Annotated in this window: 23 protein-coding genes; 11 read left to right on the top strand and 12 right to left on the bottom strand. The window is 63.1% G+C overall.

What is annotated here, in order from left to right; genetic code table 11:
* Positions 1-369: 369 nt before the first annotated feature.
* The 4 genes from ACKWRH_RS12195 to ACKWRH_RS12210 form a co-directional block, all read right to left on the bottom strand.
* A complete protein-coding gene (locus ACKWRH_RS12195) occupies positions 370-1,191 on the bottom strand; it encodes an enoyl-CoA hydratase (RefSeq protein WP_445220721.1) in 822 nt (273 codons plus the stop codon).
* A 177-nt stretch (positions 1,192-1,368) separates the two neighbouring features.
* Positions 1,369-2,700: a L,D-transpeptidase family protein gene (locus ACKWRH_RS12200; RefSeq protein ID WP_445220722.1), complete on the bottom strand. Its 1,332-nt coding sequence runs from the start codon at positions 2,698-2,700 to the stop codon at positions 1,369-1,371.
* Positions 2,701-3,097: 397 nt separating this feature from the next.
* Positions 3,098-3,469, bottom strand: a complete 372-nt coding sequence (locus tag ACKWRH_RS12205; protein ID WP_014497036.1) for a helix-turn-helix domain-containing protein — start codon at positions 3,467-3,469, stop codon at positions 3,098-3,100.
* Between the two features lie 25 nt (positions 3,470-3,494).
* Positions 3,495-4,544: a LysR family transcriptional regulator gene (locus tag ACKWRH_RS12210; RefSeq protein WP_445220723.1), complete on the bottom strand. Its 1,050-nt coding sequence runs from the start codon at positions 4,542-4,544 to the stop codon at positions 3,495-3,497.
* A gap of 483 nt (positions 4,545-5,027) precedes the next feature.
* Between ACKWRH_RS12210 and ACKWRH_RS12215 the strand changes: the two genes are divergently transcribed.
* The gene (locus tag ACKWRH_RS12215; RefSeq protein ID WP_028152051.1) at positions 5,028-5,294 is read left to right on the top strand and encodes a hypothetical protein; all 267 of its coding nucleotides are present in this window, start codon (positions 5,028-5,030) and stop codon (positions 5,292-5,294) included.
* Positions 5,295-5,501: 207 nt separating this feature from the next.
* On the top strand, positions 5,502-6,233 hold the full coding sequence (locus tag ACKWRH_RS12220; protein WP_445220724.1) for a cytochrome c biogenesis CcdA family protein: 732 nt from the start codon (positions 5,502-5,504) through the stop codon (positions 6,231-6,233).
* A gap of 38 nt (positions 6,234-6,271) precedes the next feature.
* Here ACKWRH_RS12220 and ACKWRH_RS12225 read toward each other — a convergent pair whose 3' ends face one another.
* Together ACKWRH_RS12225 and ACKWRH_RS12230 are read right to left on the bottom strand one after the other, a co-directional pair.
* Entirely contained in the window at positions 6,272-7,489 is a 1,218-nt protein-coding gene (locus ACKWRH_RS12225; protein WP_445220725.1) for a 3-hydroxybenzoate 6-monooxygenase, read from the bottom strand.
* A 20-nt stretch (positions 7,490-7,509) separates the two neighbouring features.
* Positions 7,510-8,064, bottom strand: a complete 555-nt coding sequence (locus tag ACKWRH_RS12230) for a MarR family winged helix-turn-helix transcriptional regulator (protein WP_445220726.1) — start codon at positions 8,062-8,064, stop codon at positions 7,510-7,512.
* Positions 8,065-8,229: 165 nt separating this feature from the next.
* Between ACKWRH_RS12230 and ACKWRH_RS12235 the strand changes: the two genes are divergently transcribed.
* The 3 genes from ACKWRH_RS12235 (at position 8,230) to ACKWRH_RS12245 (ending at position 11,176) form a co-directional block, all read left to right on the top strand.
* Positions 8,230-9,297 carry an amidohydrolase family protein gene (locus tag ACKWRH_RS12235; RefSeq protein ID WP_445220727.1) on the top strand — a complete coding sequence of 356 codons (1,068 nt, stop codon included), beginning with the start codon at positions 8,230-8,232 and terminating at the stop codon, positions 9,295-9,297.
* On the top strand, positions 9,266-10,624 hold the full coding sequence (locus ACKWRH_RS12240) for an MFS transporter (protein WP_445220728.1): 1,359 nt from the start codon (positions 9,266-9,268) through the stop codon (positions 10,622-10,624). The genes ACKWRH_RS12235 and ACKWRH_RS12240 overlap by 32 nt, the downstream gene beginning before the upstream one ends.
* A gap of 87 nt (positions 10,625-10,711) precedes the next feature.
* Entirely contained in the window at positions 10,712-11,176 is a 465-nt protein-coding gene (locus ACKWRH_RS12245; RefSeq protein WP_445220729.1) for a DoxX family protein, read from the top strand.
* A 7-nt stretch (positions 11,177-11,183) separates the two neighbouring features.
* Here the strand turns inward: ACKWRH_RS12245 and ACKWRH_RS12250 are convergent, their stop codons facing one another.
* The 3 genes from ACKWRH_RS12250 to ACKWRH_RS12260 all read right to left on the bottom strand — a co-directional run bounded on the left by ACKWRH_RS12250 (position 11,184) and on the right by ACKWRH_RS12260 (position 14,499).
* A complete protein-coding gene (locus ACKWRH_RS12250) occupies positions 11,184-12,329 on the bottom strand; it encodes a mandelate racemase/muconate lactonizing enzyme family protein (RefSeq protein ID WP_445220730.1) in 1,146 nt (381 codons plus the stop codon).
* Between the two features lie 22 nt (positions 12,330-12,351).
* Positions 12,352-13,809 carry a sensor histidine kinase gene (locus ACKWRH_RS12255; protein WP_445222381.1) on the bottom strand — a complete coding sequence of 486 codons (1,458 nt, stop codon included), beginning with the start codon at positions 13,807-13,809 and terminating at the stop codon, positions 12,352-12,354.
* A gap of 345 nt (positions 13,810-14,154) precedes the next feature.
* Complete coding sequence (locus ACKWRH_RS12260; protein WP_445220731.1) at positions 14,155-14,499, bottom strand: DUF1236 domain-containing protein; 345 nt, start codon at positions 14,497-14,499, stop codon at positions 14,155-14,157.
* Between the two features lie 140 nt (positions 14,500-14,639).
* On the opposite strand from ACKWRH_RS12260, the gene ACKWRH_RS12265 reads away from it, so the two are divergent.
* The 4 genes from ACKWRH_RS12265 (at position 14,640) to ACKWRH_RS12280 (ending at position 18,161) form a co-directional block, all read left to right on the top strand.
* On the top strand, positions 14,640-14,873 hold the full coding sequence (locus tag ACKWRH_RS12265) for a hypothetical protein (protein WP_445220732.1): 234 nt from the start codon (positions 14,640-14,642) through the stop codon (positions 14,871-14,873).
* A gap of 375 nt (positions 14,874-15,248) precedes the next feature.
* Positions 15,249-16,247: a TRAP transporter substrate-binding protein gene (locus ACKWRH_RS12270; protein WP_445220733.1), complete on the top strand. Its 999-nt coding sequence runs from the start codon at positions 15,249-15,251 to the stop codon at positions 16,245-16,247.
* An 82-nt stretch (positions 16,248-16,329) separates the two neighbouring features.
* The gene (locus tag ACKWRH_RS12275) at positions 16,330-16,845 is read left to right on the top strand and encodes a TRAP transporter small permease (RefSeq protein WP_445220734.1); all 516 of its coding nucleotides are present in this window, start codon (positions 16,330-16,332) and stop codon (positions 16,843-16,845) included.
* Positions 16,842-18,161 (top strand): TRAP transporter large permease, encoded by a 1,320-nt coding sequence (locus tag ACKWRH_RS12280; RefSeq protein WP_445220735.1) that lies wholly within the window; start codon positions 16,842-16,844, stop codon positions 18,159-18,161. Before ACKWRH_RS12275 ends, ACKWRH_RS12280 begins: the two co-directional genes overlap by 4 nt.
* 42 nt (positions 18,162-18,203) lie before the next feature.
* Here ACKWRH_RS12280 and ACKWRH_RS12285 read toward each other — a convergent pair whose 3' ends face one another.
* A complete protein-coding gene (locus tag ACKWRH_RS12285) occupies positions 18,204-19,478 on the bottom strand; it encodes a serine hydrolase domain-containing protein (RefSeq protein WP_445220736.1) in 1,275 nt (424 codons plus the stop codon).
* Positions 19,479-19,640: 162 nt separating this feature from the next.
* Here ACKWRH_RS12285 and ACKWRH_RS12290 point away from each other — a divergent pair, with 162 nt between their 5' ends.
* Complete coding sequence (locus ACKWRH_RS12290) at positions 19,641-20,558, top strand: intradiol ring-cleavage dioxygenase (protein WP_445220737.1); 918 nt, start codon at positions 19,641-19,643, stop codon at positions 20,556-20,558.
* Between the two features lie 231 nt (positions 20,559-20,789).
* On the opposite strand, the gene ACKWRH_RS12295 is transcribed toward ACKWRH_RS12290, so the two are convergent.
* Both ACKWRH_RS12295 and ACKWRH_RS12300 read right to left on the bottom strand, forming a co-directional pair.
* Positions 20,790-21,896, bottom strand: coding sequence for an FUSC family protein (locus ACKWRH_RS12295; RefSeq protein WP_445220738.1), 1,107 nt, complete (start codon positions 21,894-21,896; stop codon positions 20,790-20,792).
* Positions 21,897-21,913: 17 nt separating this feature from the next.
* Entirely contained in the window at positions 21,914-23,017 is a 1,104-nt protein-coding gene (locus tag ACKWRH_RS12300) for an HlyD family secretion protein (RefSeq protein ID WP_445220739.1), read from the bottom strand.
* A 102-nt stretch (positions 23,018-23,119) separates the two neighbouring features.
* On the opposite strand from ACKWRH_RS12300, the gene ACKWRH_RS12305 reads away from it, so the two are divergent.
* On the top strand, positions 23,120-23,989 hold the full coding sequence (locus ACKWRH_RS12305) for a LysR family transcriptional regulator (protein WP_445220740.1): 870 nt from the start codon (positions 23,120-23,122) through the stop codon (positions 23,987-23,989).
* Positions 23,990-24,332 lie beyond the last annotated feature (343 nt).

Here is a 24,332-nt window from a genome sequence, read left to right on the forward strand (position 1 = left end):
TTGATTACGTGCTTCTCGGCAGTCCGTTGGCGGTTCGCGCCGAATGACATAGACGGTTGGGCTGTACTGAAGTTGGGTACGGAGCCGATTGCCCCGATGAGGGTGCGCGAACGAAATCCCGCCGCGGCTCTGGCAACAAAAACAACTGGAGTTTTGATCATGAGGTGGCTCCAGGTCCGCATCGCAATTCGACCGAGCGCTCGGAACGTAGACCGTTTTCCTCCGATCGACCACTCCGATAATTTTTCAGAGGCTGGTCAGCGATGCTGACACTGATCCACCCAAGCCGTATTGCTCGTCAATCGGCAGGGTCAGGTCATTGCATTAGCGCATTAGCGCTGCTTGGTTCGGCGCGGCCGGACGCCGAGGCTATTTCCCCTGGAACTGCGGCTTGCGCTTTTCCATGAAGGCCTGCCGGCCCTCGCGAAAATCCGCGCTGTCCATGCAGGCGTGACTGATCGCCTTGATCGCCTCCAGGTCGCGCTGGCTCTCGTCCTTCAACACCTGCGCGATGGTGATCTTGGCGGCCTTGATCGCGAGCGGGGCGTTCTCGGAGATGGTCTGCGCGATCGTCATCGTCTCTCCCCACAACTCGTCGATCGGAAACAAGCGCTCGACGAGGCCAATGCGCAGCGCTTCGGCGGAATCGATCCGCATGCCTGTGTACATCAGAAGCCGTGCCCAGGACGGACCGACCAGCGACACCAGATGCTTCAAGCCGTCATAGCCGTAGGCGATGCCGAGTTTTGCCGCGGGAATGCCGAACTGGCTGCCATGTGCGGCGAGGCGGATGTCGGCGAGCATCGCGACCTGCATGCCGCCGCCGAGGCAAAAGCCCTCGATGCAGGCGATGGTCGGCTTGGGATAGTCGGCGAGCAGCGCGCGCTGGGCGGCGCTGCGCTTGGCATATTCCTCGGACGCCGCCGCGTTGTGGCGGGTCTTCTCGAACTGGCTGATGTCGGCGCCGGAGACGAAGGCCTTGCCGCCGGCGCCGCGCAGGATCACGACGCGCACCGTCTCGTCATCGCGCAGGCTCGTCAGCGCCTCGCCAAATCCCTCCCACATCTCCAGCGACATCGCGTTGCGCTTGTCGGGATTGTTGAAGGTGATCACGCCGACGCCGTCGACGACCTGCTTGAGGATCCTGCCGTCGGCATGGGGTGTTTCGGTCGTGCTGGAAATGTCAGGCATCGCGCGCTCGCTTGTCGTAGGCCGGGCGCAATGTGCGGCCGGGGCGCGCCCCGGGTCAACCGCGACGAGGGACGCGGCTTTGCATCCGCCTGTGCCGCGATTGCATGGCGCGAGAAGCGGTTATTCCTTGAGCATGATCTTTTCGGAAAACCGCTGCACACTTTTCCGGATCATGCTCTACTGCGTTACGTGCATGTGCGAGGTCAGCGCGTGGCTGCCGGCATTGCTGAAGAACGCCGCCTCTTCGGCGGTGGCCTCCAGCAACTGCTCGTCCTGATTATAGACGTCGTTGCGGAACTGGACGGTCTGGTCCTTGGTCATCCATGCCGTGAGGTAGATCCAGGCCACCGGCACCTTCTTCGCCATGGCGACCTCGAGGTGCTGGCCGCTCGCAATCTCCGCATCGATCGCGGCGCGGCTCCATTTCGGCTGGTTGAGCAGCCAGGCGGCGAGATCGCGCACATTGTCGACGCGCGAGCAGCCGTGGGAATCGAAGCGGTAGTCGTCGCTGAACAGATTGCGCTGGTTGGTGTCGTGCATATAGACCGAATAGGCGTTCGGCATGTCGATCTTCACCGCGCCGAGCGCGTTGAAGGTGCCGTTGTGCTGGCGCACGGTGAAGTTCGGCGTGTGCGTGCCCGACCAGTCGACCGCGTGCGGATCGATCGGATTGTCGTGGACGTCGAGCACCTCCATGTGCATGCGCGACAGATAGGTCGGATCCTTGCGCATATGCGCCGAGATCTCGGTCTTGGCGATCGAGGACGGCACTGTCCAGGTCGGATTGAGCACGACGCTGGTGATCTGGGCCGTCAGGGTCGGCGAGGGCTTCTCGGTCTTGCCGACGATCACGCGATAGCGCCGGACCACCACATCGTTCTCGACCGCTTCGGCAAAGGCGGCGGGGATGTTGACCACGACATAGCGCTGGCCGAAGCCGAAATTCATGTTCTCGAGCCGTTGGAGCGAAGCCTCCAGCTGCCGGATGCGCTTCTGCACGGAAACGTTCATCGCCGCGAGCGTGCGCGGCGTCACCGTGCCGGTCGGCGCCAGTCCATGGCGGGCCTGGAAGCGTTTTACGGCGTCGGCGAGATCCTGGTCGAAGGCGCCGCTAGTCTTGTCGGCAGCGAGATCGCCGGAGAGGATTAGTCGCTTGCGCAAGAGATCGTCATTGGCGCCCTGGACGCCGGCCGCGAACTTGGCATCCGTCGGGATCGTCGGCCAGCCGCCGCGCACGGCGAGATCGGAATAACTCAGCGCTGCATCCCTGATCCTCTGGGCGCTACCCTCGTCATAGGTTGGCTCGTGCGTCAGTGCGAGCGCCGCGGCGGAGCGGCTCTCCGCCGTCGAAGCAGGCGCGGCAGCATGGGCCGGGTTCGCCGCTGCCGGCACCGTACCGGCTGCCGTTGCCGGCCTGGGGCCCGCCTGTCCCGTGGTTTCGGTTTGCGCCAGCGCGGAAGCGCTCGCGAGCACGCCGACGGCAACGATCATCGCATGGCGTTTCGACATGTGTCCCATCTTCCCCATGAGGACGAGGCCCGGACGGGCGCTCGCATTGCCAATTCTCGCGCGCCGCGCCGCGTGCGCCGATTCGCAAAAATCGGCGGGAAGCTAGAGCCCCGGAGTTGAGGTCCCACTAAGCACGGCAGTCGAAAGCCCGCGCGTTCGAGGCGGGGCGTCTCGATTGGGTCGCGGCAGGGGCGGGATGGGTTCGCGAAATCCGCGACGAATGGCGGGCAAATTGCCGGGAAACCCGCAGCAAGAAATCCGCAAGAAAAAAGGGCGGCTTGGCCGCCCCGGAAAGAGAGCCGCGCGCACGCGCGCGGACTGGGTCTCGTTCAATCCGGCCGCGCCCCCGTGACGCGGCGGATTGAACATCTGCCGTAAAGGTCAGAGCCCGGTCGGCTCAGGCCTCGTTCGCTGCGATCGATTCCATCAGCGAGACGAGCTGACGCTGCACCGTCTGGTCCTTGATCTTGCTGTAGGCGCGCAGCAGGCGGAGGCTGAAGGCCGAATCGAGGAACAGCAGGCTCTCGACTTCGCGCGCCTTGTTGTCGCCGTCATAGAAGAAGGTCACGGGCACATCGAGGGCGGTGGCGATCTGCTGAAGCCGAGCCGCGCCGACGCGATTGACGCCCTTCTCGTATTTCTGGACCTGCTGGAAACTCACGCCCAGCTTCTCGCCGAGCTCGGCCTGCGAGATCTTCATCTCGACGCGGCGCAGACGGATACGCTTGCCAAGCTCAATGTCCGGCTTGCCGGCACTGCGCTGCTTCATTCTTTTCGCCGCTGCTTTCATACTCTCACCTTTGTTCTTCGGTTGAAAATCCCCCGAAGAGCTGGGTCAGGGGTTCGCCCATATACACGTCCTTGAATTCATGCGGATGCACGAACTCTTCCTTAAACCACGGGAATCGCGCCGGATTGAAAGCTTCGATCAGCCAGTCAATCATGTGCCGAACGCGTGGAATTCGGCCGCTACCAGCGTGGTAGGACAACCAGATATCCAGCGGCCTGTTCAGCTCGACCTCCAGTGGAATCAACTTCCCGCCAAGCGCAATGGCGTAGCTCGGGAATACGCCGATGCCGGCGCCATTCGCGACCGCCCAATAATTGGCGCTTGAGACGTTGGTCTTCATGACCAGAAGGTCACGTTCCGGAACGCCTGGGAAGAAGCTCTCGAAGGTCTCCTTGGCGGCAAGCTGGTCGGCGAATTGCAGCACCAGGCGGTGCTTGATCAATTCGAGCGCCGAGCGCGGCGTGCCGTGTTTCTCAAGGTATTTTTCCGAAGCCCAGAACATCAGGTGCATGCGGCCGAGTCGCACCAGCTTGACGTCGAGCGCCGAGGGACGCGACAGATGAATGGCGACGTCGGCCTCGTGACGGGAGACGTCGGCCGAGCGCATCGCGCAATGCAGGTCGACCAGGATCTTCGGATAGGCCTGCTGGAATTCGACCAGTCGCGGGGCGAGCCAGAACGTCCCGAGACCCTCGGTGACGGCCACGCGAACTTCGCCGGACAGGGCGTTGGCCGTCGAATCGCTGGTGCGCAGCACGTCGAAGGCTGCCGCCTCCATGCGCTCGACAGCGGAGACCACCAGTGCACCTTCATCGGTCAGATGCGTGCCGTGGACGTCGCGGGTGAACAAGGTGGTGCCGGTCTGGCGCTCGAAATCATCAATCCGGCGGCGAACGGCGTTGATCGACAGCGACAGGCGTTCAGACGCCGAGCGAAAACTGCCGCATCGAACGACTTCCAGGAATATGCGGGCCGCATCCCAATCGGAGAGGCCGCTGATGTTGATCTTTGGGCGTTCCTCCAGTGGAACGCCCCTTTCCGCCAAGGAGTGCATACAAGTCCCTTCGGGTTGCTAAACTGGCAGAATTGGGCGCAAACCACAACCACTGCGGGTTGGGGAACGGCGACTTTTGAACGCCATCGTTACCGCCTCGCGGGTGGTATCCGAGTGCTACCAAGGCTGGGAATCGAATCGAACGGACCATCGTTCGAGTGAGGGGTGTGGCGTGAGTTCCGTTGCGAGCCCTAAAATGGCTGCAGGATTGTCGGTGCTTTCCGTCACGGAAGTTCTGGCGCGCGAGCTGTCGCCGTGCGGAATGGATCGATCCTACAGCGCCGCGCGTTCGACTCCCGGCCACCACGATAATGGCGTCCCGCGCAACGGGTCGATGTTCGGCGGAACCACGGTTTCCAGGCAAAATCATACTGAAATCATGTTCGGAGGCGTCGGCGCCTCGTGTTATTCTCGGTATCCCATGGGGGCCGAGGGGATTCCCACAAACACGTCTCGCAGGCCGAACTAACGGAAAGAACGCCCGTGTCGCATTCAGACGAACAGTTGCAGTCGGTGCTGGAAACGCTTGAGGAGTGCCGCAAGGTTCTCAACGAGAGCAATAACCGCGAGTCGGCCGAGCTGCTGTCTATCGTCATCCTCGACGTGCGGATGAAGCTCAAAGGAATTGACAGTGCCGATCTCAAGGCGCTGTGCGACGAAATGCTGCGGAGCGCTGGAAGCGAACCGCAGCCCCCCTCCAAGCAGACGCAGGACCAGCCCCGGCGTCCGCTGCTCCGCGTGGTGAAGTAGCCGCGCCGCCGAGTCTCGCTTTTTGGCGAGGTTTGTGCGCGTCCCGATGCCGCATCTGTGATCGCAGACGGCATCGGGAGGAGCCTGGTTTCGTGCGCCTCTGTTGTGCGCATTCCCCGGCATCGGCTACACCAGAGCCGGTTCGGCTCCCGCCAGCGCGCATTCCCGGTGCGCGGCCAAAGAGCCTGAGATGGCTCCGACTGCATCATGCAAAATGTCTCGATCCCGGCGGCACTGATTGCCGGCCTCGTCAGCTTCCTCTCTCCCTGCGTTCTGCCCCTGGTTCCGCCCTATCTGATCTATCTCACGGGCGCCACGATCGAGCATGTCGAGAACGAGGAGCCGGCCTCGGCGTCCAAGCGCGCCATCATGATGTCGGCGCTCCTGTTCGTGCTTGGCTTCTCCACGGTGTTCGTGGCGCTCGGCGCCAGCGCTTCGCTGATCGGCGGGCTGATCCGTGCCTGGTCGGCCGAGCTGTCGATCCTTGCCGGCATCGTCATCGTCATCATGGGCCTGCACTTCCTGGGACTGACGCGGATCGGCCTGTTGATGCGCGAGGGGCGCCTGACCGCGCCCAAGCCTGTCGGCCTGTGGGGCGCCTATGTGATGGGGCTCGCCTTCGCCTTCGGCTGGACGCCGTGCATCGGCCCGATCCTTGCCGCGATCCTCTCGATCGCCGCGGCGGAGGCGACGGTGACGAAGGGGGCGGGGCTCCTTGCTGTCTATTCCGCAGGACTCGGCATTCCCTTCCTGATCGCCGCCCTGATGATCGAGCAGTTCTCGAAACTGTTCGCGCGCATGAAGGGCCAGCTCGTCAATGTCGAGCGCGCCATGGGCGTCCTGATGGTGATCACCGGCATCGGCTTCCTCACCGGCGCGGTCTCGAATGTCAGCATCTGGCTGCTGGAGACGTTTCCGGCGCTGCAGACGATCGGGTAGCTCACAGCAGACGCTTGCCGATCACGAGTCGTTCCGGCTCAGGATTGCGCGATCTTCCTCGCGGTGTTCGACTTCCGTTCGGGGAACGGATCCTGATAGAGCCAGGCCAGGTTCTCGCAGAAGCGCTCCAGGCTGGTCTCGCGAATAAGCTGATTGCGCAGTAGCGCGTGGACGCCGGCCGGATGATAGACGTGAGTGCCGAGCTCCCGGGCCTGGAGCTGGACGCGCGCAGTGCGCAGCAGTCGCGCATTCCTGTATTGATCGAGCGCATGTGCGATGTCGCCTTTCCGCTCGTCGAGCTCTTCGGCGAGCCAAATGGCGTCTTCCAGCGCCATGCAGGCGCCTTGCGCGAAATATTGCAGCATCGGATGCGCGGCATCGCCGAGGAGGACGACGTGCCCGTCGACCCAGTGATCCGTCGGATCGCGGTCGCTGGTCACCCACGCCTTCCAGTCCCGTCCGTGATGAATGATTGCCTTTGCGCGCGGATGCACGTCGCGAAAACCTGCGAGGACCTCCTCGTGGGTCACGGGCCTGGCAGCGAAAGCCTCGGCGGGATCGTTGTGGCAGGTGATCGCGAGATTGAACACCTTCCAGCCCGAAAGCGGATAGTGCACGAGATGACACTTGGCACCGGCCCATAGCGTCGCCGCGTTCCAGCGCAGATCCTCCGGCATCTGTTCGGTCGGGATGACGGAGCGATAGGTGGTGTGGCCGGCAATCCGCGGCGCGCCGTCGCCGACCATCTGCTGGCGAATGCGGGAGCGCAGCCCGTCCGCGCCGATCAGCAGGCACCCGGTGACGCGCTCGCCGGACTTGAGCAGGGCCGAGGCTTGCGCACCGTTCTGCTCGTAGCCGACGACATCGCAATCGGTCCGAAGCGCGACATTGGCGTGCGCTTCGCAGGCGCGGACGAAGATGCCGTGCAGATCGCCGCGGTGAACCACGGCGTAAGGATTGCCGAAGCGCCGGCGAAAATAGCTGGTCAGATCGATATTGGTGATCTCCTCCGCCGAGATTGCGTCCATCAGGCGGAGCCGGTCGATGAAGACGGCCATCGAGCGTGCAGCATCGCCGAGCTCGAGGCGATCGAAGGCGTGAAACGCGTTGGGGCCGAGCTGGATGCCCGCGCCGATCTCCTGGTAGCGCGACGCGCGCTCGAGGACCGTGACCTGGAAGCCCTTCCGTGCCAGCGCGATCGCGGCTGCAAGCCCGCCGATGCCGCCGCCTGCAATGATGATGGGATCCTGTCGCATGATCTCTCCTTGGTTGTTTCCTATTTTCTTGCTGTCTTGCCGCGCGGCCGGTTCGTCCTGGCCTTCGCCTCGGGCCGCTCGTCACGGATTTCTTTCGGCCGCGCCGGCGGCGGGACCTTGATCGATCCGGCTTCGACTTCCTGCTCGAGCCGGTCGATGTTCTTGTAGAGCTCCACCAGCACGCGCTTGAGCTCCGCCGCTTCCTTGGCCGACATGCTGCCGGTTGCGACCTCTTCATAATAGGCGGCGAGCGGCATCAGCCGCGCCGCCAGCTCGGCACCGTCGGGCGTCAGCACGACCTGGAGGCTGCGCTGGTCGTTCTCGGGCCGGTCGCGTGTCAACAGGCCCGCGCGGCTCATCTCGGCGACGATGCGCGACAAGGTGGAGACATCGGCCGAGGTCAGCTCGGCGATCTCTCCGAGGCGGAGCGGGCGGCCTTGCTCCGACAGCGCGGCCAGCACGCGATACATCGGAAGCGTCAACTTCTCGTGGCGGATCACGCGCGCGAAGAGGTCGCCCATGCGTACGCCCAGCCGGGCGAGCAGATAGGGTAGCGAATTCGAAAATCGATACATGGAGTTGGATCCTGGCGGGAGAGCTCCGCCGGGAATAGACGTCAACCTTCGCAGGTGCAATATTTGCATATCAATCATTTGCAAATGCAACTTTCTCATTGACAAGTGTTTGCGCCCGATGCTTTGCTTTGTCAACGCCGAAAGCACAGCCGAAGGAACGACGCCATGCAGGGAAAGATTGCGCTCGAGGAGCACTTCGCGATGGACGATACCGTCCAGGACAGCGCGGGCTTCGCTCCCGTCGATGACTGGGTCGAGCTGAAGGCGCGGTTGCTCGACATCCATGACCGCCGGCTCGCCGAGATGGACGCCCACGGCATCGAGATGATGCTGCTGTCGCTGAATGCGCCGGCCGTGCAGGCTATTCCCGACCGTCATCGCGCGACGGAGCTGTCGCGGCGCGCCAACGACTTTCTCGCCGAGCAGGTTGCAAGGCGGCCCGACCGTTTCCAGGGGCTCGCCGCGCTGCCGATGCAGGATCCGGAGGCGGCGGCTCGCGAGCTCGATCGTTGTGTCGGCGCACTTCGCTTTCGCGGCGCGCTCGTCAACGGCTTCAGCGAGCTCGCCGGCATCGATCATGCCATCTATTACGATCGCAAGGAGTTCTGGCCGTTCTGGTCGGAGGTCGAACGTCTCGACATTCCCTTCTACCTGCACCCGCGCAATCCGCTTGCGAAGGACGCGGCGATCTACGAGGGGCATCGCTGGCTGTTGGGCCCGACCTGGGCGTTCGGGCAGGAAACCGCGGTGCATGCCTTGCGCCTGATGGGCTCGGGCCTGTTCGACGCCTATCCGCGGTTACAGATCATCCTCGGTCACATGGGAGAGGGGCTGCCTTACTCGATGTGGCGTGTCGACAATCACAACAAGTGGATGCGGGCGCAGAATGCCTATCCCGCGCGGCGCAAGATCGCCGATTATTTCCGGGAGAACTTCTACATCACCACGTCGGGCAATTTCCGTACCCAGACGTTGATCGACGCGATGCTAGAGATCGGCGCCGACCGCATCCTCTTTTCCGCCGACTGGCCATTCGAGAACATCGACCACGCCGCCGACTGGTTCGACACGGCCGCGATCTCCGAAGGCGACCGCATCAAGATCGGCCGCGACAACGCGCGCGGCCTGTTCGGGCTCGGCGAGACATCAATCCAATCTGCCGCAGAGCAGAACAATTCATCAATTTCAATGGAGGAACCCCGTGAACATCTCGTCCGAAATCGACGTGCATGAGGAACTGTCCGGCGCTTCGGTCGGCCCGTTCCACAAGCTATTCGGCATTCTGATTACGCTCATCACCCTGTTCGACGGCTATGACACCTTCAATCCGGCCTATGTCATCCACTACGTGGTGCAGCCCTGGGGGCTCGCACCAAGCCAGGCGGGATTCCTGGTGAGCTCGGGTCTCGTCGGATTCCTGTTCGGCGCGGTCGGTCACGGCAGTGTGGCGGATCGCTTCGGCCGGCGCGGTACGCTGCTTGCGGGTTTGTGGATCGTCAATGTCTTCACGTTGCTGACCGCCGTGCTGGCGAGCGATTTCTGGAGCTACTGCGCGCTTCGCTTCGTCACCGGGCTCGGCCTCGGCGTGCTGCTGCCGCTCGGCACGACCTTCATCAACGAGCTCGCGCCCAAGCGTGTCAGCAATACGTTCTCGCTCTGGGGCGTCACGCTGGGCTGGTCACTCGGCGGCGTCTGCGCCGGCCTCGTCGGCGTTTTCCTGACGCCGCAACATGGATGGCAGATCCTCTATTATATCGGGGCGCTGTCGATCCCGCTGACCTTCGTGGCCCATGCCATCCTGCCCGAGAGCCCGCAATTCCTGGCCACCCGGTCGCGGATCCCCGAGCTGCGCGCGCTGCTCGCACGATTGCGGCCGGAACGGGCACCCGTCTACCAGAATGCGACGTTCGCGTCGGTCGCCCGCGGCGCGCCGCAGAGCACGATCGGCGCCTTGCTCAGCCCACGCTATCGTCGCGTCTCGCTGACCATCTGGATCACGGCGTTCCTCAGCCTGTTCGCGATCTTCGGTCTCACCGGCTGGATTCCGACGGTGATGCTGAAGCGTGGTGAGACATTTGCCGCCTCGTTCGGCTTCGGAGCCCTGATGCAGGCGATGTCCTTCATCGGCGGTCTTACGCTGGCGATGCTGGCCGACCGCAATTTTACGCTGACGCCGCGCTATCTCGCGACGTGGTGGCTGAGCGGCGGGATCGCCGTGCTGGCGCTCGTCTTCGTCAGCGGCCATGGCGTTAATCTCGCCATTGTCGCCATTGCAGGGTTCTGCATCATCGGCGCGCAGCACGTCCTCAACAACTTCACCGCTGGCTCGTACGAAACCTGCTTCCGTGCCAGCGGCGTCGGGATGGAGCTGGGCATCGGCCGGGTCGGAGCGATCCTTGGGCCCTACGTCATCGGCCTCCTGCAGCAGCTCACCGGCGGTCCTGACGCTGTCTTCTGGGCAATCGGTGGTGCGTCGATTGTCGGCGCGCTGGCGATTGGATCGCTTGGGCTGGCCGCCGCAGAGCGCTTCCCGAGGGTCGATGTTGCAGCCGCGGAGTGACGGGGCACGTTGATCCATCCACGGGGGCGGTCGACGTCGATTGGCCGTCCGCTTTCACCGACGAAACTTCGCCAGAGGAGATCCGAAATGCCGACATCCACTCGTTCCGCCGAGACCGCAGGCCTGCCCGATGCCTGGGTGCTTCTGTTCGCGCGCGTCGCGATTGCGCCGCTGTTTCTCTACAGCGGCGTCGGAAAGGTGCTGGCATTTGCCGTAACCGCAGGCAGGCTTCCGGGAGGCGCGGACGGGCTGGGCGCCGTTCTCGCCGCAGGCGCGATCGCGGTTGAGCTCGGAGGCGGCATGGCCCTGCTGCTCGGCCTGTTCTCGCGTCAGGCGGCCGCGGTCCTGTTCCCGTTCACCATCGCCGCGACGCTGATGTTTCACAATTTCTGGGCCGTGCCGGAGGCGCAGGTCGTGATGCAGACCATCAACTTCCTGAAGAACCTCGGCCTGCTCGGCGCTCTTGCTCTCATCGCCTTGTATGGACCGGGCGCGTATGCCATCCAGACCGCGATAAAGGCTGGCCCCAAAGGTGCCCCCGGACTCTCGTGATCTTCCGCTACGCTGCCGAGGAGCTCACCGCGAAGCGCGCGAGCGCCTCGCGGTCGATCTCGATGCCGAGACCAGGACCGTCGGGAACACGCACGATACCCTTCGCGTGCTCGATCGGCTCCTTCAGGATCGCCTGTCGGATCGGATGTTCGGTGCGGTCGAATTCCAGCATCGGCTCGATCGGCGCAAGCGAGGTCGGGGTGTGTGACGGCAGCACGGCGAGAAGCTGCAGCGAAGCCGCGATCGCGATCCCGGTGCCCCAGACATGCGGATTGTAGCGGATGCCGAATGCCTCGCTCATGTCGGCGATCTTCTTGCATTCGGAGAGGCCTCCTGCCGCGCAGGTGTCGGGCTGGGCGATGTCCAGCGCATGCGATGCGAACAGGTCGCGGAAGCCGAAGCGCGTGAACTCGCACTCGCCGCCGGCGATGGGAATCGTCAGCGCGGATCGCACCGCGCGATAGCCCGCGACGTCCTCCGGCGGCACCGGCTCCTCGAACCAACCGATGTCGTAGCGTTCGATCATGCGGCCGAGCCGGATCGCCGCCACTGCGTCATAGGCGTGGTTCGCATCGACCATCAGCGCGACATCGGGGCCGATCGCCTCGCGCACCGCACGCGTGACCGCGGCATCCTCGGCGATGCCGAAGCCGACCTTCAGCTTCACGGCGCGAAAACCCTCCGCGGCATAACCGGCCGCTTCTTCCGGCAGGTATTTGAGCGGATCGCCTGATTTGCGCCGGTAGAGCCCGGTCGCATAGGCCGCTATCTCCTTGCGCGCCGCGCCGCCGAGAAGCTGATGCGCGGGCACGCCGAAATGCTTGCCCTTGATGTCCCACAACGCGATGTCGATGCCGCTCAGGCCCTGGATCACGACGCCCTTCTGGCCGTGATCACGCAAGCGGGCGTAGACCGTCTGCCACAGCACGTCGGTGCGCCGCGGGTCCTCGCCGATCAGCCACGGCGCGATGCTCTGCACCACCGCCGCCGTCATCCGCGCCTGCCCGTAGCATTCGCCCCAGCCGGTCAGGCCGTCATTCGTTTCGATCTCGACCAGCATCGCCGTGCGCGTGTCGTACCAGGCGCGCGAATAGGCGAAGGGCTGCGAGAGCTTTGTTTCGAGGATGTGCGTGCGCAACTTGATGATCTTCATCGCCGATGCTCCTTCAATCCGTTCACCGCGCCTCGTCCAGCACACACGTCACCGTGCAGACGACGCCGCGCGGCAGGAAGTCGACGGTCGCCTCGCCGCCAAGCTGGTCGCGCGCGCTGCGCTCGATCAGGCGCGAGCCGAAACCGCGCTGCACCGGCTCCGTCACCGGCGGTCCGCCGATCTCGCTCCAGATCAGCCGCAGCCGGGGCTTCGGCGTGTCGGCGATGACCTCCCAGTCCAGCGTGACCCGGCCGGTCTCGTTCGACAGCGCGCCGTATTTCGCGGCGTTGGTGGCGATCTCGTGCACGATCATCGACAGCACCACGGCGAGCCGCGGCGACAGCGGCACGGCGGGGCCGGCCATGCGGATGCGATCGGGATTGCTCAGCAGGAACGGCTGGAGTACGCGCGCGATCACATCCCTCAGCTCCGAGCCCACCCATTTCTCCTGGCTCAGGAGATTATGCGCCTCGGCGAGCGCACCGAGCCGTCCCTCGAACTTGGTCCGCTCGTCCCGGCTTGAACTTCGGAAGGTCTGCACCGCGATCGCCTGCATCAAGGCCAGCGTGTTCTTGACGCGATGGTTGAGCTCGTCGATCAGCAGATTGTGCAGCATCTCGCCGCGCGCGATCGTGGTCGCCATCCGCACCGCGAAGGTCAGGCCGGTCAGCAGCAGGATGCCGCCGATCAGGCTGGTGATCGCAATGTCGCGCCAGAGCGGGGCGATCAGCGAGCTCTCGGCGACACCGGCCACGACCGTCCAGCCGGTCAGCCGCGACCTCGTAAAGGCGGAGGACAGCGCGACGCCGTCGAGCGAAACGCTGGAGAGCGTCGCCTCCGGCGTCCGGGCCATCGCATCGTTCAGCGCGCCGGAGGCCTGCTTGCCGAACGTCTCGGCCGGATTGGGCGCGCGCGCGAACACGCGACCCTTGGTGTCCAGCAGCGACACCGTCCATTGATCGTTCGGCCGCTGCTGCTCGACCAGTTTCTGGAATGTCGCGATCGGCGGGCTGAAGGAGAGCGCGTAGACGACCTCATCGTTGCGCAGCACGGGAACTTCGACGGTCACGATCGGCCGTTTCTTGGTCGAGCCGGTGAACAGGTCGGAATATTGCGGCGACTTGCTCGCAAACACCCGCTCGACGATCTCGCGATTGTTGCGGGGCGGCAGGTTGGTCGTTTCACGCGTGACGGTCGAAAACAGCTGGTGCCCGCTCCCATCCGCCACCAGCAGGACGCTGTCCTCGCCATATTGGCTGATGAACCCGGTTGCCAGCCGGCGGAAGTCGTCGAAGTCGCCGCTTTGCAGGGCGTTGCTGAGCGCCAGCACCTGCAAGCCGCCGGTCATCCGCTGCACTTCGGAATCGAGCACGAGGCGCATGCTTCGCACCGTCTCCAGCACGCGTCTTGTCGCGTCGCTGCGGTCCTGGCGGTAGTTGGAATAGGCAATACCGACCGCAAAGACGATCAGCGGCAACATCGTTCCCGTGACCAGAAGAGCGAGCCGGACCGGCAGAGTGAGCTTTGACAAACGCGGGCGTCCCGGTTCCAGCGCAGCGGCGCCGGATTATGATTTTGGGGAGACCATACGGGCGAGACTTGCACCGCGCCACGATTTTCGCGGCCGGCGGGCACGTCAGAGCGGGATTTTGCAGCGCGGTCGCGGGCGTCGCGTCAGGTCATGCCGATCGCCGTCAGCAGGAGACACATCGCATAGACAGCTGCCAGACTGAGCCCGGCGATCCGGGCCTCTTGGTGAGATCTCATCGTGAGCTCCAGGGGGAAGCGACCACCCTGGAGGGCGGCCGCGCTGGTCCAATCCCGATCAATCGATTTCCTGAACAACCGTGCGCGAGCCGGGATCCACCAGCATCACGCGTTCGCCGGAGTAGACGTAGCGATACTTCGTCAGCGACGGACCCCAGTCCGCCGGAACGGCCTCGAGCTCGACATCGCTCGGCACCGTCGCGCCGACGATGATCTTTTCCCGCGTCGTGACCGGACGGACGCGGTGCTCGGTGACGTAGGATTTGATCCTGGTCCGGTATTGCGGCTCGATCTGAACCGTTGCCGCGTGACCGGTTCCGGTGGTGGTCACCACGGTGGATTGCGCGAAAGCGCCGGTCGAAATCAGGACGGCCGCGGCGGATAGCAGGAACAGCTTCTTCATCTTGTTCTCCTCACAGGAATAAGCGCTGCACCAACATCCCACCGCGGGCACCGTTCCCTCGAGGCTAGGAACAAATTGCGACTTATTCCCGTTGGAGGATCGACCGGACTGAAATGCCCGGCAACTGGAGGAGAGAGAAAATGAAGGTGAAGATTGCGACTGCAGCCTTGATGATTGCTGCATTTTCCCTGCCGGCGTTCGCGGCCGACGAGTTCTACGTCGTGCAGGACGTCAAGACGAAGAAGTGCACGGTCGTCGACAAGAAGCCGACCGAGACATCCATGACAGTCGTCAGCCCGTCGGGCACGATCTACAAGTCGCGCACCGAGGCCGAAAGCGGCATGAAGACCGTCAAGGTCTGCACGTCCAACTGAGGAGGATGACACCAATGCCAGTTCTGATTTTGTGGGCCGTGCCCGCCGTTCTGGTGATCGGCGGTGGCATTTATCTGATCGGCCATATGCACTAGGTCTACAGCGGAAGACGGGCGGACCTGTGCGTGCAGCGCGCAGGTCCGCAAGTCTTCCGTCCCAGCGAGAGCGGGAGGCCGCCCATACGGCCTGCCGCGCGCCAGTAGTTGCAGTGCAACAGGTCGCGCAGGAATGGCCCTGCGACGAAGAGTACCTTCAGGGCACGCGAATTGGCTTCCGTCCCGCCGTAGTTTTTCATACCCTTCCCGAACGCCGGCCGTATACCGGCTGCGCTCACGCCCCGGTTACAGGGGCGGAGCATCACAGGGAGGGGAGACGATGAAGCGAAGATCATTTCTCGCTGGTGTCGGTGCGACCACTGCGGCGGCCACGATTGGCATGCCGTCGATCCTCAGGGCGCAAGCACCGATCACGCTGAACGGCGCGGTCCAGTTCAACGACGACCACGCCTTCAACCGGGCACTGATCCGGTTCGAAGAGCTGGTGAAGAAGTACTATGGCAAGCCCGTCAACTTCACCCTGCACAAGAACTCCTCGCTCGGCCTCGAGAAGCAGTATTTCGAGTACATGTCGCAGGGCAAAGCGGTCGATTACGGTATCGTCTCGCCGGCCCACATGTCGACCTTCGCCAAGGCAGCTCCGTTCATCGATGCGCCCTTCGTGTTCAAGGGCATCGATCACATGAACAAGGTCGTCGAAGCCAATATCCTGGCGCCGATCGCCGACGAAGTCGCGGCGAAAGCCGAGGTCGTTCTGATCGGTTATTCCGGCGGTGGCATCCGCAACATCTTCGCCAATAAGCCGCTCAAGAATATCGCCGATCTCAAGGGCCTCAAGGTTCGCGTGCAGGGCGCGCCGATCTGGTCGAAGACCTTTGCGGCAGTCGGCATGAGCCCGACGGTGATCGCCTATAACGAAATCTACAACGCGATCCAGAACGGTGTGATATCGGCCGGCGAAAACGAAGCCGCCGGTGTTGAGGCGATGAAGTTCTACGAAGTAGCCCCGCATCTCAATTTGACCCAGCACGCCGTGTCGATCCGGCCGATCTGCTTCTCGGTGAAGACGCTGAAGACATTGCCCAAGGATTTGCAGGACGCGATCATGAAGGCCGGCAAGGAAGCCGGCGACTATGGCCGTCAACTGGAGTCGAGCGAAGAGGTGATCAAGCTCGACACGCTTGAGAAGGCCGGCAAGCTCAAGCGCGTTCCGTTCGAGGAGCGCGACGCCATGAAGAAGCTCGCCGACCCCGTGATGGCCACCTACGCCAAGGAAATCGGCGCCGAGGGCATCTTCGAGAAGATCAACGTCGCCTGACCTCTTCATGTCTACCGACAGAGTATCGGGGCAAGCCTGACGGCTTGCCCCTTTGGTGATGATTGTCGCCTGCGGAGCTCCAATGACCGAAATACCTGTTGCGGCGAACCCGTCGCTATGGCGTCGAGCGACGGCGGCCTATGCGAAATTGCTCGAATTCTTGCTGGCGGCCTGTGTCGGCATTCTCGTCGTCCCGGTGACGCTGCAGATCATATCGCGTTACACCCCGCTCATTCCCTCCTACATCTGGACGGAGGAGATGGCGCGCTTCCTGTTCGTCTGGACCATCATGATCGGCGCCATGGTCGGCATCCGGGAGGCCCAGCACTTCGAGGTTGACGTCTGGCCTGATCTGTCGCGGCGGTCGGAGGCTCTGGTACGAATCCTCGCCCGTCTCGGCGTGCTGGCGCTGGCATTCGTGTTTGCGTGGGCCGGTCTCGAATTCACGCGGTTCGCCTGGAACAGGACGTCGGAGTTGGCTGATCTGCCGCTCTGGCTGATCCATGTCGCCTGGCCGGTGGCTGGCGTGACGTGGATCGTGTTTGCGGGCGAGCAGATTCTCGACGAAGTGCGCATTCTGGTTGGGGTAAAGCCATGAGCGGGAATGTTCTGTCCGCCGGACAGGCGGCGATGATCTTGTTCGGGGTTTTCGTCGGCCTGCTGATCGTCCGCGTGCCGGTTGCCTTCGCACTTGGCCTTGCCTGCGTGCCGATTCTTTTGATCGAGCCTCACCTCTCGATGATGACGCTCGCGCAGGAAACCTTCAACGCCTACAATTCATTCATCCTGCTGGCAGTGCCGTTCTTCCTGCTCACCGCCAACCTGATGAGCATCGGCGGCATCACCGACCGGCTGGTCGCGCTGTCGCGCTCGATGGTCGGACACTGGCCGGGATCGCTGGCGCAGATCAACGTTGTGCTCTCGGTGTTCTTCGCGGGCATTTCCGGCTCCTCGACAGCGGACGCGGCGAGCCAGTCGAAAATCTTCGTCGACGCCCAGACCAAGGAGGGCTATGACCTCTCGTTCTCCATCGCCATCACCGCGGTGTCCGCGGTGCTCGCCGTCATCATTCCACCGTCGATCCTGATGATCGTGTGGGGCGGGCTGATCTCGACCTCGATCGCCGCGATGTATCTGGCCGGCATCGTCCCAGGCCTCCTGATTGCCGGCGCCCAGATGGCGACCGTGCACGTCTACGCCGTGCGACGAGGCTATCCGACGTATCCGAAGGACAGCTGGCGGGACATGCGCTGCGCGATCTGGCGGTCGATACCGGCGCTGATGACGCCGTTCATCATCGTCGGCGGCATCCTGCTTGGATGGTTCACCGCGACCGAATCCGCCTGCGTTGCGGTGCTCTATTCCGTGGCGTTGTCGGCGTTCTTCTATCGCGAGACCGGTGCGCGCGAACTGTACAGGGCATTGCTCGACACCGGGCGCCTCGCCGGCGTCGCGCTGTTCTGCGTGGGTACCGCGAGCGCGTTCGGCTGGTTGTTGGCCTACTACAAGATTCCGCAGGAGCTTTTGGCCAATGTCTCGACCTGGGGCATGGGCACGATCACCGCGGGTTTCTTCATTGCCTTCTGCTTTCTGGTCGTCGGCTGTTTTCTCGATGCCATCCCGGCGATCGTCATCGTTGGCACCGTGCTCGAGCCGCTGGCCAGGTCCGTCGATCTGCACCCGGTGCAGTTTGCGATCATTTCGATCGTCTCGCTGGCCTTCGGACTGGTGACGCCACCGTACGGTCTGTGCCTGATGATTGCCTGTTCGATCGCCGGTGTGCGGCTGCGATACGCCTTGAAGGATACGGTGATCATGCTGATACCGATGCTGCTCGTGCTGGCAGCCGTCATCATCTGGCCCGAAGTGTCGTTGTTCCTGCCGCGCCTGATCGTGCCGGAGATGTTGAAGTGAGCGGCCCCGCGGTCCGGTCGCCGCGGGGTCCCTTCATTGGCGTTACAGATTGCTCTCGGTGATCGCGGCGTAGACCATGCTGCGCAGTTCGCGCCGGAGCGGATAGGCGCTCGACGGCAGCACCTGCGTCATGAAGATGGTGATCAGCTCCTCGGCCGGGTCGATCCAGAACGAAGTCGTGGCCGCGCCGCCCCAATTATATTCGCCCGGGCTGCCGGCGATCAGCGTCTCCGCCGGGCGCATGGTCACGGCGAAGCCGAGGCCGAAGCCGATGCCGTTATAGGTGGCTTCCGAGAACAGCGAACGCGATACCTCCGGCAGCGCGCGTCCGCCCGGAATGTGGTTGCTCGTCATCAGCGCCAGCGTCTTCGGCCCGAGCAGGCGGACGCCGCCCAGCTCGCCGCCATTGAGCAGCGCGCGGCAGAAGGTGAGATAGTCGGCGACCGTCGAGCATAGTCCGCCGCCGCCCGAGATGAACGAGGGCGGCGACAGGAACGAGCTCTTGGTCGGATCGTCCTGGAGCGTCAGGCCCTCGCGGCGCTGGCCGGCATGGAAGGTCATCCCGCCACCGGGATCGGCGGAGTAGCAGGCCGCGAAGCGGTGCGCCTTGCCGGCCGGCACGTGAAAATCGGTGTCGGTCATGCCGAGCGGATCGAGAATGCGCGCTTTCAGAAACTGCTCGAACGGCATGCCGGAAATCTTGCCGACGAGGTAGCCCAGCACGTCGGTCGCGACCGAGTAGTTCCAGGCCTCGCCCGGCGAGAACTCCAGCGGAATTTTTGCCAGCGCCTCGATCATGCTCTGCAGCGTGCCGGCTTTCTCGACCTCGCCGATCTTCTCGGAGCGATAGGCGGCATCGACGTTGGAGCGCTGCTGGAAGCCGTAGGTGAGGCCGGCGGTGTGCCGCAGCAGGTCGACGATCAGCATCGGCCGAGACGGCGGCCGGGTCAGGAAGGCCGGCGCGGTGCCGGCGACGAACACGCCGAGATCCTTCCATTCCGGAATGTATTTGGCGACGGGCTCGTCGATCGCGACGAGGCCTTGCTCGACCAGCATCATGAAGGCGACGCTGGTGAGCGGCTTGGTCATGGAATAGATGCGGTAGATAGTGTCGTCCTTGACCGGCACCTTGCGCTCGACATCGGCAAAGCCCTGCACCGAGCTGTGGGCGACCTTGCCGCGGCGGTAGACCAGCAGGTGCGTGCCCGGAAAGCGGCCGGCATCGATGTAGCGGCTCTTCAAATGCGCATCGACGCGGTCGAGCGCAGCCTTGGACATGCCGATGGATTCGGGCGAGGCGGGGGTAGGGGCGAGCATCAGTTCCTCCGGGACGTTTTGTCGGAAAGTTGATAGCGAAATGCCGGCCCCATTCCAAGCCGGTTGCGCTTAACGGGGCCCTGCCGACTGGTGTAGGCTGCACTCTGGAATGCCTCCAAGGAGCCCATCCGGGCCAACGAGAAAACTCAGGGCAAACGCACCATGACCCAGTTCAACGAGACCGAACTCACCGAAGCCGTCGTCAAGAGCTTCGACAATACGCCTGATACGCGGGCTAAATTCCTGCTCCAGGAATTGGTGAAGTCGCTGCACGATTACGTGAGCAAGACCGGTCTCACCTTCGAGGAATGGGAATACGCCATCGATTTCCTGACCCGCACCGGCCACAAATGCACCGACACAAGGCAGGAGTTCATCCTGCTCTCCGACGTGCTCGGGGTCTCCATGCTGGTCGACGCGGTCAACCATAGGGATCGCGAGGGCGCCACCCAGACCACGGTGCTCGGCCCGTTCTATGTCGGCGAGCACAAGGTCACCGCGCACGGTACCGATATCTCGCCGAACAATCAGACCGGCGAACGGATGTTCGTGCAGAGCCGCGTCACCGACCTCAAGGGCAAGCCGCTCGCGGGCGTTCCCGTCGACGTCTGGCACGCCGACGATGACGGCTTCTACGATTCACAGAAACCGAACTACGACGAGGTCGGTGCCTCGGCGCGGGCGCGTTTCATCACCGACGCCGATGGCCGCTTCTTCTTCCGCACCATCCTGCCGTGCAGCTATCCGATCCCGACCGATGGCCCGGTCGGCGAGATGATCATGCAGACCAAGCGTCATCCGATGCGCCCCGCGCATGTGCATTTCCTGGTCAATGCGAAAGGCTATGAGCCGCTGATCACCCACGTCTTCATGGACGGCGACAAATATCTCGACTCCGACGTGGTGTTCGGCGTCAAGGACGACCTCGTCGCCAAGGTCGAGCCGCGCAACGATCCGGCAATGCCCGACGGCGCCAAGGCAAGCGGGCAATGGCACCTGATGACCTACGAATTTCACCTCAAGCCCGGTGGTGGATTGGCGCCAAAACCGCTCGGGATGAAGGCCGAGCAGCCGGCGTGACGGCGCCAGGCTGGGGCCAGTTCCAGACCCATGCGCCGCAGCATTACTTGATCGGCCCGCTGACCTGCACCAGCATTCGAGTCCACCGAATGTTGCCGAAGGATGCGACGAGTGCGTCGACCTCATGACCCTTGCACCGGGCGCTGGCGCGCGGACCTGTGGCATAACTGGTCCGAAGCACAACCCCGTGTGGGCGCAGCGCGTCATGAATCAGCATCTCCGTCGGAGATGCTACTGGTCTTCAACCAAAGGCCAAACGAAGGTCGTCAGACATAGCATGGCGGAGCCGATCGCGATGCCAACTAAACGCTCCAGCCCAGGGGTAATATCTGTGATCGGAGCTGGTCCCTGAACGAGGGTGATGAGAAGCCCGAGCGTGAACTGCGTTCCGAGATAGTTGATCTCCCGTCCTGTCTGGATTTGGTAGCCAATCCATACGCCGGCGGCGAGGGTGAGCACGGTTACCAGCAATCCTGTGCCGAACAGGCCAATAGAGACAAGAGCGACCGCGCTACCAAGCAGGCATCCGAGCGCCCTGTGGGCTATCCTCTCGTAGATCGTAGCGTATCGGCGGTTCCCCACCGCGGCCGATGGGACGATCATGATGACGTACGATGTGACCGCAGTTTGTGAGAACTCCTCAATGCTGAACCACCGCCAGATGAGGGGAAGCAAGGCGACGGCCAGCGCCGCGCGTGTACAGTGCTCGAGCAACAGCCAATTCTCTCGCAGCCAGCTCTCATTCAACACATCACGCAGGCGTCCGCACCAGGGCATGTCGTAAGCATGTTGTTCCTTGCAGCTCGGCGTATCCGGGAACAGGCTTGCAACCACAAGGCATACGCACGTTCCGACCGTAATCTCCGCCACCCGCGTGGCGGCGAAATGCACGACAGAGTCTGGCGAGGCGAGCGCCTCGGTGGTTACCATCCCGGCCGTAAGGCCAAAGAACAGCCATGCGTAACTGTAGTTGGTCGCCAGCGACTGAAAGGTACCGATCCATGACACAAGGAAGAGGAAAACCATCAACAGCAAAGGGTCATTCGCTGTTCTGGGCGCCAGCAGGAGTCCCAGCAGTGCTCCACCAACAGTGCCCACGATGCGCATGAGTCCCCGCCGGAATGTCTCGGCGAGGCTGCCACGTATCACCATGTAGCCGCTGAACGCTGCCCAGGAGAGATCATCGAGGTTGAGAATGGTTGCCGCCGCGACAGCGACCAGCACCGAGATCACAAGTTTTGCTGCGTCTCTGGCGCGCGGGCCGCTAAGTTCGAGCGATTTGAACTCACGCACCAGGGCTTGCGGTATGGGTCGCAGGGCCGATATCAGGAGCGGCATCGTCAAGATTCTCCCAATCAGTAGATGACCAGGACGCGGGCGTCGACGCCCATGAAGAGTTGGTCGCTCCCAGGAGATTCGAGCAGCGTGAATCGAACTGGAATCCGTCGTTGCAGGCGAATCCAGTTCACCGTTGGAGACACGTAAGGGACTAGTGTCTCGCTTCCTTGCTGGCGACTAATGCCGTGCGCCAGACCCTGGATGCGCGCGCGATAAAGATGCCAGGGATGGCTGTCGAGCCAGATCCAGGCGAGGCCGCCGGGATGGAGGTGTCGTAGATAATATTCTTTGTAATTGGCAACGACGCGCCAGGCGTTTCCATCGACGATCGCAACCGCTGCCTGGCTCGTGGAAACCATGTCGCCAGTTTGAATGGCAAGATGCGTCACGTAACCATCAACGGGCGCCACGACTTTGGTGCGGCCCAAGCGCCATTCGGCGAGAAGACGTGCAGCGTGGGCCGATGAGACGGCAGCCTTATCCAGGCTGAGAGTCTCGTTCTCCTTCTGCAAAGCTGCTTCGGCAGCATGTTGCTGGGCCGCGCTTTGCTCCTCGGTGGTACGAGTCGTGTCGAGGGCCTGCGCGGAGATCGTACCGGACTGGGCAAGCGGCGTGTCACGGCGCAGGTTTGCCGCGGCGAGCCTCTCGGCAGCACCCGCCGCTTCCTTCTGCGCCTGCAGAACCTGCAACTGCGCCCGGTCGACCGGCAGCTGAGCCTCAGTTCGCGCCTCCTCCGCGCGCGCTTGCTCTACGGCCAATCTGAACGGAACCGGATCGATGGTAAAGAGGAGCGTTCCCCGCTTCACCCATTCGTTGTCTTTCACAAGAACCGCTGCGACCGGACCCGTAACTTCCGGCGTGATCGACAGCACATCGGACGTGACGTATGCGTCGTCCGTATAGGCGAACAGATAGCCCGACATCCACCAAGATAGAAAAGTTGCTGCAACAGCGAGGAGGAACAGCAAGGCGCGCCGGCGGTGCGAAAAAACGCGCGATTGATCGAGTTCGGGAGTCGCGGAAAGCGAAAGTGCAGCAACCGGGAGACGGGGTTCCATGTTCCCGATCACCGGCTCGGGGATGGACTTGTCTTTCAGACTGACGTTCAGATTCTGGTCCAATTTCGATCGTCCAAGTCAATCGGCGCCCCCGAGATATTTGATTTCGATAATCGCGCAGTCAAATATATAGGAAGCACGATCTCGATAGCTTTTGGCACTGACATGGAACTGCGCCACATCCGCTATTTCCTCGCGGTTGCCGAGGAGAAAAACTTCACACGCGCCGCTGCGCGCGTTGGAATCGGGCAGCCGCCGCTGAGCCAACAGATCAAGGATCTTGAGGCCGAAGTTGGGGCTGCGCTCTTCCATCGCATTCCCCAGGGTGCTGAACTGACCGAGGCAGGGCGCGCTTTTCTGGAGAACGTGCGGGTCATTCCTATGCAGGCGGAGCGCTCCATTCGCGCCGCGCAGAGGGCTGCGCGGGGTCAAATCGGTTCGCTGCGGGTGGGCTTTACCAACTCGGCACCATTTAATCCCGTTGTTACCTCGACAATCCGATCGTTTCGCCGAGCTTATCCCGATGTGGATCTGACGCTGGAGGAAGCAAGCACATCCCGCCTCCTTGCGGGCCTTCGGGAAGGAGAGCTGGACGCGGTGTTCCTGCGCCCCGATGAGGGCGAGGACGATCTACAGTTTCGGCGTCTCTCCAACGAGCCGATGCTCGTCGTATTGCCCGCAAGCCATCCGGTGGCGAAGTCGACTGAAATCGATCTGATCAGGCTGAAGGGGGATCCGCTCATTCTGACGCCGCGCGGATCGGCCTGGGTTGACACAGTCATCGCGGCCTGTCGGCGGGCGGGCTTCGAGCCGACCCTCGGGCAGTCCGCGCCGCAGATCAGCTCTGTCGTCAGCCTGGTGGCAGCTGAGCTTGGCTTTTCGCTCGTGCCGGCGTCAATGCGCCAGCTTCATGTAACCGGCGTCACCTATCGTGAGGTCAAAGGGGACGCTCCGATCGTGCGCTTGGCTCTGGCGTTCCGGCGTGGCGAGACCTCGAAGATCGTCCGCAACTTCATTGCCCAGGCGGTGGCGTGAAGCAGGAGATGAGCGAAGCAATGCGTATGTCGGCTTAAGCGGCCTCGATGGTATCGGACTGATGTCGCCTTGTCACATGCGGGCGTCGCGACCATACTCGTCCTGGTCCGTTCGCACCCCGCAAGCCGACGTCAGGGCGTAGAAACAGAGAGATAGCTGGAGCGAGAGCTCCGCGCAGCTCTCTGTTGGCGATCCTGGAGAGCCGTCAGGATGAGATATCACCACGAATGCGCGGCCTGATTGCTGGCTTGTACGAAGACTGGATATCTCTCGATGAACGGGTCGCGTGCGTATTCCCATCAAGGCCGCGGCCCGCGAGCCGATCAAACAGGCCGAATACATA

Source organism: Bradyrhizobium sp. Pa8 (assembly GCF_052588265.1).